Annotated in this window: 12 protein-coding genes; 7 read left to right on the top strand and 5 right to left on the bottom strand. The window is 61.3% G+C overall.

The window, feature by feature from the left end; genetic code table 11:
• Nucleotides 1-247: 247 nt before the first annotated feature.
• The gene (locus ACVOMF_RS03190) at nucleotides 248-628 is read left to right on the top strand and encodes an SseB family protein (RefSeq protein WP_481507982.1); all 381 of its coding nucleotides are present in this window, start codon (nucleotides 248-250) and stop codon (nucleotides 626-628) included.
• A 32-nt stretch (nucleotides 629-660) separates the two neighbouring features.
• Here ACVOMF_RS03190 and ACVOMF_RS03185 read toward each other — a convergent pair whose 3' ends face one another.
• Nucleotides 661-1692, bottom strand: coding sequence for a LacI family DNA-binding transcriptional regulator (locus ACVOMF_RS03185; RefSeq protein ID WP_481507981.1), 1032 nt, complete (start codon nucleotides 1690-1692; stop codon nucleotides 661-663).
• Between the two features lie 274 nt (nucleotides 1693-1966).
• Here ACVOMF_RS03185 and ACVOMF_RS03180 point away from each other — a divergent pair, with 274 nt between their 5' ends.
• The 5 genes from ACVOMF_RS03180 (at nucleotide 1967) to ACVOMF_RS03160 (ending at nucleotide 8011) form a co-directional block, all read left to right on the top strand.
• On the top strand, nucleotides 1967-2521 hold the full coding sequence (locus tag ACVOMF_RS03180; RefSeq protein ID WP_481507980.1) for a single-stranded DNA-binding protein: 555 nt from the start codon (nucleotides 1967-1969) through the stop codon (nucleotides 2519-2521).
• 138 nt (nucleotides 2522-2659) lie between these two features.
• On the top strand, nucleotides 2660-3973 hold the full coding sequence (locus ACVOMF_RS03175; RefSeq protein WP_149500782.1) for a site-specific integrase: 1314 nt from the start codon (nucleotides 2660-2662) through the stop codon (nucleotides 3971-3973).
• Nucleotides 3957-5546 carry a site-specific integrase gene (locus ACVOMF_RS03170; protein ID WP_232092444.1) on the top strand — a complete coding sequence of 530 codons (1590 nt, stop codon included), beginning with the start codon at nucleotides 3957-3959 and terminating at the stop codon, nucleotides 5544-5546. The genes ACVOMF_RS03175 and ACVOMF_RS03170 overlap by 17 nt, the downstream gene beginning before the upstream one ends.
• Nucleotides 5539-7572, top strand: coding sequence for a hypothetical protein (locus ACVOMF_RS03165; RefSeq protein ID WP_232092445.1), 2034 nt, complete (start codon nucleotides 5539-5541; stop codon nucleotides 7570-7572). The genes ACVOMF_RS03170 and ACVOMF_RS03165 overlap by 8 nt, the downstream gene beginning before the upstream one ends.
• 4 nt (nucleotides 7573-7576) lie before the next feature.
• A complete protein-coding gene (locus ACVOMF_RS03160; RefSeq protein ID WP_080114903.1) occupies nucleotides 7577-8011 on the top strand; it encodes a hypothetical protein in 435 nt (144 codons plus the stop codon).
• 344 nt (nucleotides 8012-8355) lie between these two features.
• Here ACVOMF_RS03160 and istB read toward each other — a convergent pair whose 3' ends face one another.
• A complete protein-coding gene (istB, locus tag ACVOMF_RS03155) occupies nucleotides 8356-9147 on the bottom strand; it encodes an IS21-like element ISPa36 family helper ATPase IstB (RefSeq protein WP_003097544.1) in 792 nt (263 codons plus the stop codon).
• Nucleotides 9134-10633, bottom strand: a complete 1500-nt coding sequence (gene istA / locus ACVOMF_RS03150) for an IS21-like element ISPa36 family transposase (RefSeq protein ID WP_003097546.1) — start codon at nucleotides 10631-10633, stop codon at nucleotides 9134-9136. Before istA ends, istB begins: the two co-directional genes overlap by 14 nt.
• Here istA and ACVOMF_RS03145 point away from each other — a divergent pair.
• Nucleotides 10539-11414, top strand: coding sequence for an IS1595 family transposase (locus ACVOMF_RS03145; RefSeq protein WP_481507979.1), 876 nt, complete (start codon nucleotides 10539-10541; stop codon nucleotides 11412-11414). The genes istA and ACVOMF_RS03145 overlap by 95 nt on opposite strands.
• 49 nt (nucleotides 11415-11463) lie before the next feature.
• On the opposite strand, the gene ACVOMF_RS03140 is transcribed toward ACVOMF_RS03145, so the two are convergent.
• Nucleotides 11464-13287, bottom strand: coding sequence for an SLC13 family permease (locus tag ACVOMF_RS03140; RefSeq protein ID WP_279732101.1), 1824 nt, complete (start codon nucleotides 13285-13287; stop codon nucleotides 11464-11466).
• An 86-nt stretch (nucleotides 13288-13373) separates the two neighbouring features.
• Nucleotides 13374-13682 (bottom strand): PilZ domain-containing protein, encoded by a 309-nt coding sequence (locus ACVOMF_RS03135; RefSeq protein WP_019185708.1) that lies wholly within the window; start codon nucleotides 13680-13682, stop codon nucleotides 13374-13376.
• Nucleotides 13683-13786: the final 104 nt, after the last annotated feature.

The following is a 13786-nucleotide window of genomic DNA, read 5'->3' as shown; positions in this document are numbered from 1 at the left end:
GGGGTGAGGGTAAGGCTCTGCGTGAAATCCAACGCAGCGCCAAAAGCCCCCCTCCCCAACTCTCCCCTTTGCTGCGCAAAAGGGAGGGGGCAGATTGTCGCGGTCGGGAGGGTTCGCTTGTCTCCCTCCCTTTGCCGAAGGCAAGGGGAGGGCCGGGGAGGGGTAGCTCTTGCTTCTGCTCCGGCCTTTGCGACTCGCAAAGCCCCACCCGCTACAATCCGCCCCTAGGCATTCCCGGCGGCACCGCATGAACCAGCTTCCCCCGCAAACCCCCATTGAAACCCTGTTGCAGACCGCAATGGACGGCAAACTGCCGATCCGTGCCTTCATGCAGGCCTTCGTCGCCTCCGACGTGGTGCTGCTGACCGGCAGCCTGGTCACGCCTGACGGCAGTGGCTTCGATCCGCTGCTGTTCGACAAGCAGGGTGTGCTGCATGTGGCGGTGTTCACCGACATGGCGCGGGTTGGCTTCCACCAGCAACAGGCGCCGCACAACATCCGCATGCTGATGCTGGACGTGCTGCGGCGCGTGCCCGGTGGCTACGGCGTGGTGATCAACCCGGGCACGCCGTTGGGCTTTGAAATCTCACCGTCAGGCGTGGGTGAAATCCTCAAGGATTTCAGCTGAGCCAAGGCATGCAGCGGCACTGGCTGTGCGAATCACACGCCAAGCGATGATTCCCGCACCACCAGCTTCACCGGAATGGTGAGGCCTTCGACCGGTTCACCGGCAATCAGGCTCAGCAGCTTGTCGACCAGCAGCTGACCGGCCTGCTTGGTGTCCTGTTGCACCGTGGTCAGCGGTGGCGATACCGATGCAGCCAGTGGAATATCGTCAAAGCCGGTCACCGCGATGTCCTGCGGCACCCGCACGCCGCGCTCGCGCAGGGCGCGCAAGGCGCCGATGGCGATCAGATCACTGGCCGCGCAGATCGCATCGAAGTCCTTGCCACTGTCGAGCAGGGCGATGCAGGCGGCGTGGCCGGATTCTTCGGTGGTGATGGCGTCATGTTGCAGCGACGGATCTGCCTTCAAGCCGCGTGCAGCCAGCGCTTCGACATGGCCGCGGTAGCGTTCCTCGAACTCGGGATAGTGGCTGGACGCGTGGCCCAGAAATGCGATGCGCTGGCGGCCCTGCTCAAGCAGGTGCGCACTGATATCAAAGCCGCCCTGGAAGTTGTCACTGCCGATCGATACGCCTGGCTGGCCCGGCAAGGCCGCACCCCAGCGCACGAAATGGGTGCCTTGCTCCACCAGCCGCTGCAGCCTCTCTACTGATTCGTGGTAGTCGCCATAGCCGAGCAGGATGATGCCGTCGGCCTTGTTGCTGTCCTCGAAGTCGGCATGCCAGTCGCTGGACAGCTGCTGGAAGGAGACCAGCAGGTCCAATCCCTTCAGCGCGCAGGCGCGGGTGATCGAGCCCAGCATCGAGTGGAAGAACGGGTTGATCAAGGAGTCATCATTGGTCGGGTCTTCGAAGAACAGCAGCGCCAGCGTGCCGGACTGCTGGCAGCGCAGGCTGGAGGCGTTCTTGTCGACCTTGTAGTTCAGCTGGCGGGCGATATCGAGGATGCGCTGGCGGGTTTCGGCATTGACCATCGGGCTGCCACGCAGCGCACGCGACACCGTCGGCTGCGAGACGCCGGCCATGTGCGCGATATCCAAAGAGGTGGCTTTGCCCTTGATGACCATCTTGACCAGCAATCTGAACGACGTCTGGCATCATGCCATGAGGTCGGCGAAAGGGGGTGGGCCGGGTCCGGGATCTGCCGTCTGCCGGGCGATTCCAGCGCTGGAAGGGCGGTGATCCGGCTTGGCCAAAGGGCGCCGGATGCGCGGCTGGGCCAGCGCAAGCCTTACGCCGCAAGGGCTGCAAGGATTGGCTGTTATCTGTCGCCGGACAGATATAATACGTCGGCTATTGCCCGCATCCGGCGGGTGGACCCCAACGGAAGAGTAGGAACCTATGGCCCGCGGCATCAATAAAGTCATCCTCGTCGGCAACCTCGGCAACGACCCGGACACCAAGTACACCCAGGCCGGCATGGCGATCACCCGCATCAGCCTGGCCACCACCAGCGTGCGCAAGGACCGTGATGGCAACCAGCAGGAGCGTACCGAGTGGCACCGCGTGGTGTTCTTCGGCAAGCTCGGCGAGATAGCCGGTGAATACCTGCGCAAAGGCAGTTCGGTCTACGTCGAAGGCGAACTGCGCTACGACAAGTACACCGGCCAGGACGGTGTTGAAAAGTACACCACCGATATCGTAGCCAACGAAATGCAGATGCTCGGCGGCCGTGGTGAAGGCGGCGGTGGTGGCGGTGGCGGCTACGGCGGTGATCGTCCGCAGCGTCAGTCGGCCCCGCGCCAGCAGCAGGGTGGCGGCCAGGGCGGTTATGGCAACCAGGACCAGGGCGGCGGCTACGGTGGTGGTCAGCGCCAGCAGCAGCGCCAGACACCGCCGCAGCAGCAGTCGGCTCCGCCGATGGACGACTTCGCCGACGACGATATTCCGTTCTAGGACACCTATCCTCACGCTTTGTAGCTAATGGATACAGGAAGCCCCTTCTACTAAGGGGCTTTTCTATTTTTTGCTCACTACTTTTGTAAAATAAAATGGTATAGTCATTCATATGTAGTAAATGTAGAAAAAGACCTTATGTCCTCGCTTGCGATGCGCGTGATGAATCAAGGTGAGCGCGTGCCACTTCTGCTGGACGATCAGGGGCTTCCTGTGTTCTACCCGACGCTCTTTGCGACGGCGCAGTTGCGCAACGCCGGAGCGGCCGTCAATACGATTCGAAACGCTCTCACGCACATCCAGGTGCTCCTTCGATGGGAGATGCAGGAAGGACGCAACCTCGTTGACGAGTTCACGGGCGGGACGTTCCTTTCGTTGCCAGACATCGTGTCGCTGCGCGATTTCGCGAAGCTGGACATGCGATATGTGGGCGCTAGAGAAGACACCGAAGTGCGCTCGGGCAACGTGGTGGCCTTTTCTGATGCACGGGTAGGCCCGACGGTGGCGCGTCCCTCGGTGACCCAGCGAGTGGCCTACAACCGCATGACGACGATCGCGGACTACCTGGAGTTCCTCGGCGGCGTCATCATCCAGCATCGCAACTCTGCGGAGTTTGCGCACGATTTGGCTGAGATGGGCAAGCGCATTCGAAAGCACCGCCCACGAGGGTCCAAGCACGGACTCATTCAGACGCCGGTCGAGAAGTCGCCTGATCCAGGGGTGGTCAAGCGGCTGCGGGAAGTCATCGCCATCGGGAGCGACGAGAACCCGTTCAGCGATCCGACGATCCAGCTGCGGAATGCGATCATCATCGAGTTGTATCGAGTCACCGGCATGCGAACGGGCGAACTGCTCAGCCTTTGGGTGGAGCAGTTTCATCTTGGGCACGAGCCAAGCGTCAGCGTTCGACGCAATCACGATGACGTGCACGATCCTCGCGCTTATCAGCCGACCAGCAAAACGAAAGAGCGCATTCTGCCGATCTCGGACGAGCTCGCAAAGCTGGTCCAGCACTACATCCTTGAAGTGCGTGCACGCATTCCTGGAGCGCGACGACATCCCTACGTTTTCGTATCGCACAAGGCCGGGAAGACCTTTGGGAGGCCGCTGTCGAAGAATGGCCTGTACCGAGTCATCGAGCGAGTCAGCGCGGTCTCGCCAGAACTGGCGGGCATACATCCTCATGCACTGCGCCATCACATGAATTACGCGCTGTCGCTAGCGATTGATCAACACAATGCAGCGTCGCGTTCCAATGACGCCGAGCAGATCATTAGGGAGGGTCGCGAGCAGGACATTCGTGCACACCTCAATGGACATCGCAACAAGGAGTCGGGCAAGGTCTATAACGAGCGTCATATCCGTGAACAGGCCGACAAGGCCATGCGACTGCTTGGCAGCGCACTTGCTCGCAATAACGATAAGAAGGTGGGTGATGAAGGCAAGCGCTAAGGCGAATGCAGCCGTACCAGAGACTGCTTCGCCGCGTATGGCTATATCGAAGGATGGCTATTCATTCGATCCGAAGGACATGCAGTGGAAGCTCAATAAGGATGTTCAAATCTCGCTTGGTGTCATAGATGACCTTGAGCCGGATTGTAGGCAGGGTGCCCGCCTCACCCTTCAGCGCTACGCAGAGGAGCAATCCGCCTCACATACCTACAACATGGCTGAGCGCATGAAGCGGTTCATTCGTGAAACGGGGTCTGCTGAAGTGTCTCCGGCTTCGCTCATGAACTGGAGAGCCTCACTCGGATTGGATGGGGAGTGGAATCTGGGGGGGCTCAAGGGGTTCTTGCTGGCATGGCATGACTATGGGTTCGCTGGGATCTCCAAGGATGTGGTTGAACTACTTGAAGGTTGGCGTATCACCGGCAATGAAAAAGGCGCAGCTGTGGCAAACGGCTGCCCAGAAACGGGACCTTTCACGGATATTGAGCTGCAGTCCCTATTGGATTGGGCGAATCTCGCGGTGGTCCAGAAAACGATTGATTTCGAGGATTACGCCTATCTGTTGATGCTGGCAATGACTGCTCGGCGACCCATCCAGATCGCTGCGCTCAGAGGCAAGGATCTGGCTTTGCCGAAGGCAGGCGATAGCTTCTATACGCTAAATGTTCCACGCTCCAAGCAGCGAGGTGGCTCCTTCCGCGGTGAGTTTCGTTCACTTCCAATCCCGAACGATCTTGGCGTTGTGTTGCAGCAACAGCACAGGGGCTCAGTCAAACTTGTCGAGAGTCGAGTGGGATATACGTTGCACGCATCGCTGCGGGATGAAATTCCGATCTTCATCAATGCATCCAAGGCGTACACACTTCGACGCAACACCGATGGTTTCGCGCTTAAAGAGTTGCTTCTTGGAGGTACGCCTGATCTTTTGCACGCGACGACGACATCATTTAGTCAGGCGCTACAGCGCGTCGCACAAGCGTGCACAGCGCGCTCGGAGCGGACTGGCGAATATCTCCGCCTCACAGCCACGAGATTCCGCTACACACGAGGTACGAAACTTCGGAGGGAAGGATTCGGGGCATACGTGATCGCAGAGTTGTTGGACCAATCCGACATCCAGCAGGTCAAGGTCTATACCGAGAATACGGCCCAAGAGGCGGTGTTCATCGACCGGATAGTGGGCCCCGCCCTTGCGCCATTTGCACAAGCTTGTCTAGGAACGCTGGTTCGCAGCGAACGTGACGCGATACGCGGCGACGACCCTACCAGTCGTGTGTCGAATGATCGGCAGAACGCCGTGGGGACATGCGGAAACTTTGGCTTCTGCGCCAGTGGATATCGCGCTTGCTATACATGCGTGCACTTCCAGCCCTGGCTCGACGCTCCACATTCGGAAGTGCTCGAGGATCTTTACGCTGAGAAACTCAGGGTGAAGGAGGCTGGATGTGCGGAGGTGGTGGTCAACGCCAATGATCTCCTGATACTTGCTGTGGAAGACTGCGTCTCGAAGTGCGCTGCCATGCGTCAACAACTGGCTGGCGCATCGTGCCTCGCTGAGGTGGCCGATGGCTGATGTCGTCCTCTTTGTACCGCGTGACGCACGATTTGCCAGCGAAAATTTGGCTGAGTTCATACGGCTTGCACGTGAAGATCTAACCGCATTCGGTGGGCGAGACGGTTGGGAAGAGCACAAGTGGAGGCTTGGAAAGACATCAGTTGTATTTGCCACGAAGACGAAGGAATTAACGAGCCATCGTTTCACCCCGATGGCAGAGCCGTTCATCCAATTCGCCAAGGCATACGTTCGTTATACGTACAGTCACAAGCCCGTTAAGAACATTGACTATCCGCTTCGAGCATTGCGTTGCATTGAAGCGGCTCTTCTTGAGTCCCGCGGAGGTGCCGACGTCAGCGGCCTGAACGGGGCTGTGATGGATGTGGCGGCTGCCAAGTGTCGGGAGTTCTACAAGAGCGACGACGAGAGATGCCAGACGGGGCGTCAGATGGCTCGCATTGTCGAATTCCTTCGGGAGAAAAAGATTGTCCCTTCCTTGCAGCAGTGGAAGTCGCCGTTCCCGAAGCCGAAGATACTGACCGAAGACATCGGAGGCGCGGGGAAAGCACACCGTGCAGCGAAGCTGCCGTCCAACGAGGCAATGTTCGCTTTGGCTGAAATGTTTGCAGCCGCCGATGATGTCGAGACTCAATATTTTTCCTCTATCGCCACGCTTTTGATGGTTGCACCGTCGCGAATTTCTGAGGTGCTCGCGCTTCCAGTTGACTGCATTCAGTGGGATACCGACGAATATGGAGCGCCGCAAATGTGCCTGCGATGGCGGGCAGCGAAGGGCAAGGGAGCCACGAAGAAGTGGGTGCCTTCGGTGATGCAGGATGTTGTCATCGAAGCCGTGCGTCGGCTGACCCAAATCGGCGCTCCCGCTCGTGCGGCTGCCCGCTTCGCTCATGATCACCCTGGAAGATTTATGGATCATCCGGGCTGTGTGGTGACGGTGGGCGATGCCGCCGATCGTCTGCTGATGCCGAATGAAGTGGCAGCTGCTCTAGGGCTTCGGGTTCACAGAAAAACGTACCGTACTGACGGCACGCCCACTTGGTCGCAGGTGGTTGGGGACAAGCGGTTGAAAAAGCTCCTTGATCGGGGTGACATCTCCTACAAGGATCTGGCCGCCTACGTTTTTGAAGGGTGCGCCGGGCCGGATTGGCCATTCATTGATGACAGCAGGACAGTGAAGATCTGGGATGCCCTCTGCCTGCACCGCGTGAACGAGTTCCATCGCGAACATGAAGTCAAGCGGTTCTCATGGGCAATCGCCACATCAACGATGGTGAATGATCGCCTGGGCGGGAGTTCGGATCTCTCGCTCTTCGAGAAGAAGGGCTATCGGAACTCAGATGGAAGTCCAATCAAGCTCACGACTCATCAGCCCCGTCATTGGCTCAATACCCTGAGTCAGCGGGGCGGTATGGACGAGATGACGTTGGCTCAGTGGTCGGGCCGCGCCCGTGTTGCCGACAACGCGCACTACGATCATCGTTCGCCAGAGGAGCGCATGAGAGAGGTGCGAGACATCCTCAAGGTGGAACATAAGTCGCTACTTGAACGATTCCAGAGCCGTCAACCGGTCACTTATCAAGAGCTTGGGGTAGATCGCCTGGGGACCGCCAAAGCTACGCTCTACGGGATGTGCGTTCACGATTACGCGATGAGTCCCTGCCAAAAACAGCGTGAATGCATGACTTGCAAGGAGCATGTATGCATCAAGGGGGATCACGTGACATTGGATCGAATCCTGCTTCTGGAGGCGCAAACCAAAGCGCTTCTTGATCGGGCCCTCGAGGCTCGCGAAGCTGGGGACTTCGGCGCAGACCGATGGGTGGACAACCATAAATGGAAGTTGGCACATGTGCAGGCGATGCGCATGACGTTGGAGCATGATGGCGTGCCCGATGGCACTGTCTTGCGCATTCCAGATGGTCACGATCCTTCGCCAGTGCGGCGAGCGCTGATTGAACTAGGCGTAGTCCTGCCCGATGCTCTGGCTCTGCATCCTCGCGTAATTCCCTTGGCACTCGCATAAAGCCATGCCGAAGAAGATTGTCACGAAATCGACCCTACCCAAGATCCTGCGGGTATTGGATCAATGGGAAGGCAAGTTGACCTGGGATGCTTACTGCGATCGAGTTGCCCAAGCGCTTGGCATCGATTCCGTGAGCCGCCATGCGTTGCTCAATTATCCTGCAATCAAGGAACACTACCGGCGTCGGCAGCAGGAGCTGAGAGAGGTTAGGGATCAACGGCCAAGAGACTTCACGATGGAAGTTGCAAATCGGCGGATCGCGGATCTTGAGGCGCAGGTGAGCCGGCTTGAAGCCACCAACACGTTGCTGCTTGATCAATTTCGGCGGTGGCAATACAACGCGTACGCCAACAACGTGCGGATGGATAGCTTGAATTTGGATAAACCACTGCCTGCGGTTGATCGGTCAGGACATGGGGCGAAAGGGAAGAGTAGGTAGATTTTCGAATTGCATCGAGCATCGGCAAGCGGTCGAACAGTTGGCAGATCTTGATGCAGCAGGGAGCGAGGATGTCTCACTTGAGCGTTGTTGTCTCAGTTTTTGAGACTCACGTGGAGTAGCTTCGGGTCACTGGAGTGTGGGATGCGATGGATGAACCTGATTCAAGCTTACTGGCCGGCTATCGCTGCAATGGCGTTCTCGTTGCTGGCCGTAGGAGTGATATCTACCTTGCGGCACAGTTCATTTGGTACGGAGTTGATGGCTAGTTGTTGGCGCGCACTTAAAACTGACCCAGGCTGCGCGTTGAACTTTGACCCACCCGGTGTACGGGGCTGAGGGTATCAGTTGGTGGTCTGGGTGGTGGCCTCCTTTGCCCTGATTCTGGCTTTGGTCTTGTTGGCGGCGGTGCTGTTGCGCAGCCGCCAGGAGTCGTTGCCGGTCTCCAGGATGTGGCAGTGGTGGGTGATGCGATCCAGCAGCGCGGTGGTCATCTTGGCGTCGCCGAACACCTGACCCCATTCGGAGAAGGCCAAGTTGGTGGTGATGGCGAGGCTGGTGCGCTCGTAGAGCTTGCTGATCAGGTGGAACAGCAGCGCGCCGCCTGAGGGGGTGAACGGCAGGTAGCCCAGTTCATCGAGGATGACCAGGTCGGCATAGGTCAGGCGCAGGGCGATCTGCCCGGCCTTGCCCTGGGCCTGTTCCTTCTCCAGCGCATTGACCAGTTCGATGGTGGAGAAGAAGCGCACGCGCAGGCGATGCTGGCGCACGGCCTGGATGCCGATGGCGGTGGCCAGGTGGGTCTTGCCGGTGCCCGGTCCACCGACAAGGACGACGTTCTCGGGGGTGTGGATGAAGTCACCCTGGTGGAGTCGTTCGACCAGTGCGCGATCAACGGGACTGGCCGCGAAGTCGAACCCGAGCAGGTCACGATGGACGGGGAAACGTGCGGCCTTCATCTGGTTGGCCTGGGCACGAACCTGCCGTTCGGCGGACTCGGCCTGCAGCAGTTCGGCCATCCAGTGTTCGGGCTCCATGGTGTGCAGGCGCATCTTGGCCAGCAGTTCGGGCCACTGGCTGGCCATGCCGTGCAGCTTGAGCTGCTGCATGCGCAGCGGCAGGTCAGGCGTCGACATGATCTGCCTCCCGCAGGGCGTCGTAGCGGGCCGGATCGGACACCGGCGGATGACGCAGCGTCACTCGCGAGGCGACCGTCTCGATCGTGCGGTCCGGATGCTGCAATCGCCCCAGCACGTTGAGCACGTGGTCGGCGCGCACCAGGCCGGACTCGAGTGCCAGTTCCACCGCCACCAGTACCGCTTCGAGCCCGTGCACGGGTACGGCGGCCAGCACCTGGGCCATGGCGCGGTCGCCGTGAGGCTGGCGCAGCAACACCTGCTGCAGCTTGCGCAGCGGATCGGGCATGGACAGGAACGGCGCGCCGTCACGCAGTGCCCCCGGCTTGCGCTGGACCAGGGCGATGTAGTGCTGCCAGTCGTAGTGGACCCGATCACGCTCGAAGCTGCGCCGGTGGCGGGCGACCTCGGCCTCGCCGACCACCACGGCCAGTTCGAAGGGATACACGCGCAGGCTGGCGACGGCGTGGGCGTGTTCGCACGGCACGCTGTAGCGGTTGCGCTGGAAGCTGACCAGCGCGGTCGAACTGACCCGCACCGGCCGCTCGATGTAGCCGTCGAAGGGCGCGGGCATCGGCATCAGGTGGGGCTGTTCGTCCTCCAGAGCTTCGGCCACGGTGATGTCGGAGGCATCCGGATGCGCCTGCATCGGCCAAGCGGCGCGGCACTCGCTGGCGAGCCAGGCGTTGAGGGTGTCCAGATCTGGCCAGTGGCGGGCCCCGGCCTCGATCCAGATCTGTCGGCGCCGGTCCTGCACGTTCTTCTCGACCCGCCCCTTCTCCCAACCCGCGGCGCGGTTGCAGAACTCCGCGGCGAACAGGTAGTGGCTGGTCATGGCGTGGAAGCGGGCGTTGACCCGCCGTTCCCGGTGCTGGCCGATCCCGTCCACCGCCGTCTTCATGTTGTCGTAGATGCCGCGGCGCGGCACGCCACCGAAGGCGGTAAACGCCTGGGTATGAGCATCGAACAGCATCTCGTGGCTCTGGGTGGGATAGGCCACCAACCAGAAGGCGCGGCTGCAGGCCAGCTTCACGTGGGCGAGATCCAGCGGCATCTTGGCGTGGCTGCCGACGAAGGCGTACTCGCGGCTCCAGTCGAACTGGAAGGCTTCACCCGGAGGAAAGTGCAACGGCACGAAGGCCGGGCGGCGGCTGGCGCCGCCGGCCGCCTTCCACTGGCGGATGAAGGCCGTCACCCGGGTGTAGGTGCCCGGATAGCCGATCGCCTGCAACTGCGAGAACAGCACCTTGGCGGTGCGTTGTTCCCGCCGGGGACGATGGCTGTCGGCACGCAGCCACGTCTCCAACTGGGACCGGTAGGGATCGAGCCGGGAGGGCGAGGCTCGCCTGGGATAGACCGGCTCGGACTGGCCGCTGCGCAGCCATCGCCGGATGGTATTGCGGGATAGGCCCGTGCGCTTGGCGATCTCGCGCAGCGGCAGGCCATCGCGGAAATGCATCCGCCGGATCTTGGCCAACATGACCATGGTGATCACTCCTGAAATCCCCCGAGCAAAAGATGCTCAGGATGTGGGCTTCAGGTGGGTCAGTTTTACCCGCGCATCACCGCCGAAAGTGGGTCAGTTCTGGATGCGCGCCAACACCAAGACGGGCCGATCGGCTCTGGCACTGTCGCGGGAGCTGGGGATCGGCTACGACGCGGCCTGGCTGCTCAAGCACAAGCTGATGCAGGCCATGGTCGAGCGTGAAGGCAGGCGCCAGTTGGCCGGCTGGGTCCAACTGGACGATGCCTATTTCGGCGGCGAGCGCCGGGGTGGGCCACGTGGCCGCGGTGCCGACGGGAAGCAGGCGTTCGTGGCCGCCGTGCAGTGCTCCGAGGAGGGCCATCCGGAAGTGATGCGGCTGGATGTCGTCAAGGGATTCAGCGCCGATGAGATCGGCGCCTGGGCCACGCGCCACCTGGCCCCCGATACCGTCGTCGTATCCGATGCCCTGGCAGGGTTCAATGCGGTGGGCGAGGTGGCCGGCACCAGCCATCGCCGGCTGCGGACGGGCAGCGGTGGGCACAAGTGCGACCATCCGGCACTGCGCTGGGTCAACGTCATGCTGGGCAACGTGAAGACCGCTCTGCGCGGCACCTACCATGGACCCCGGCGCAAGTACGCCCAACGCTACCTGGGCGAGTTCTGCTATCGGTTCAACCGACGGTTCGAACTGCATCGGCTGGTTGCACGATTGACCTACGTGCTGCTCCGTACGCCGCCGCTGCCCTATCGGATGGCAACCGTGGATGCGATAGCCGGGTAATCAGGAACAAAAAAGCCACGTTGAATCCAGACTCCAAGGCATTGCCGCATCATAGCGGCAGCAGAACCGGCACGAGAAGGACCGTCACCACCAGGGCGATCATCGCCAGCGGCACGCCGATCTTCACGAAATCGACGAAGCGATAGTTTCCCGGCCCCACGACCAGCATGTTCACCGGCGATGAAACGGGAGTCATGAAGGCCGTCGACGCGGCAAGCGCCACGGTCATGGCGAAGGGATAGGGCGAAGCCTCCAGCCCCGCCGCAAGGGCAAGCGCGACCGGCGCCATCAGCACGGCGGTCGCGGTGTTGGAGATGAACATGCCCAGAAGGGCGGTGACGAAGAACAGAACAGCCAACACGGCACGCGGAGAACCGGACCCTACCGTCGATAACAGCCAATCGGCCGCCAGATCGATCCCGCCCACTTCCTGCAGCGCAATCGAGAAGGGCAGCATGCCGACGATCAGAACCAGCGTCTGCCAATGGATCGAACGGTAGGCGCCGTTCATGCCGACGCAGCCGGCAAGGCCGAAAAGCAGGCAGCCGATCAGCGCCGCCAGAACATTGGGCACGATGCCGCTGGCCATCATGAAGACCGTCAGGAGCAGGATCGCCACCGCAAATGGCGCGCGCGACCGGACGGGCGCTACATCGTCGCTCTCGACAGGCAGGTTCAGCAGGATCAGCCGGTCCGGCGAGCGCGGCAGACGCTCTATCGCGCGCCAGGGGCCGATGACAAGGAGTATATCCCCGGCGCGGAACCTCACTTCCGTCACCGGCTCTTCCAGCGCCTTGCGTTCGCGCCTGACCCCGACGACCGTCACATCGTGAAGCGATCGGACATCGGCCTCCGCCACGGTTTTGCCCACCAGCCTCGAATCCGGAGAAAGCAGCACTTCGGCCATGCCGATCTCCTGACTGCGATCCCCGAAATAATTGGCGGCCAGTTCCATCGGGTGCAGCCTGAAGCTGCGAGTCACTTTCCCGATATCGAGATCGCGCCCGCACGCATCGATCATCAATATGTCCCCGGCCTCCAGCTGGCTGTGGGCGTGCGGGCGCAGAAGCTGGCGGGAAAAGCGCCTCTCACGCTCGATGGCGATGATATTGATCCCGGCGCTGCCGCGCAGGTCGAGCGTGGCGAGCGGCCGTCCGATCAGGGAAGAATAGGGATCCACCGCAAAGCGGTATTCGCGGCCCTCCAGTCCGTATTTCTCTATGAAATCGCGAAGGGTGGGGCGTTCCGGCCCCTGCTCCGCTTCCGGCACGCCGGCGAGGAAACGGCGCGCGGCGAGCATATAGATGATGGCCAGGACAAGCAGCGGAAGGCCGAAAGGCGTGAAGGCGAAGAAGCTGAATCCCTCATAGCCATGCCGCTCGAGCTCGGCATGGACCACGAGATTGGGCGCCGTGGCGACCAGTGTCATCATGCCGCTGAGCAATGCCGCGACCGACAGCGGCATCATCAGCCGGCTGGCGGGAATGCGGGCGTTGCGCGCGATCCGCAGGACTATGGGGATGAAAATGGCGACCACGCCGGTCGAGCTCATGAACGAGCCGATGCCCGCCACGACGATCATCAGCAGCACGATCAGCCGGGCCTCGCTGCGGCCGGCCTTGCTGACAAGCCAGTCCCCCAGCATCTGCGCCACGCCCGTCCGGACCAGCGCCTCGCCCACAACGAAAAGCGCGGCGATGAGGATGATGTTGGGATCCGCGAAGCCGGCGAATGCCTGCTCGACGGTGATGACCCCGGAAAGCGGCAGCGCCACGATCATCATCAACGCAACGGCATCCATTCGCGGACGGCCGATCGCGAACATGACAATGGCGGAAATCAGCAGGGCGAGGACAAGGGCCAGGTCGGACATCGTCCCAGCCTAGTGCATTTTTTGCAGTCAGGGGAATCCGCGCGCCGCAAAGAGGTCCGGCGGCCGCCTGTTCGGGGGTGACTTGCCTACTCCGGTTTCCGGCTGGCGGGCTGCCGCAGGCGCAGGATATTATCCAATACGGAAGGATGCAGCGGCCGGGCGAACTGGCAGCCGACCACGAATTCATCCACCCACACGACCTTCGCCTGCTGGGGCTCCAGCTGCGGCAACCTTATCCAGCAGGTGTCCCCGATACGGAGCGCCTGGATCGCGGCAATACGCACGCCATGCGTGGAAATGTCGAGGATCTGGACATTGGTGCGGACGTTCCCCTTGCGGAACTGCACAGTCGCATTCAGCGGCCGCCGCTCGGCAAGGCGAGAAATCTTGCCCAACCTCCTGCTTCCAGACCTGCTGCAGGCGCATTGGCCGGACTTTCTCGCGCGCCGTGAGGTAGAAGACCGCCCGCTGCCCGAGTATGTGCGCGAGGAGTTCGAGA

This window comes from Stenotrophomonas sp. STEN022 (assembly GCF_056760155.1).
Note: the sequence above shows the minus strand (reverse complement) of the source record. Positions and strands in the feature narration are given on the sequence as shown.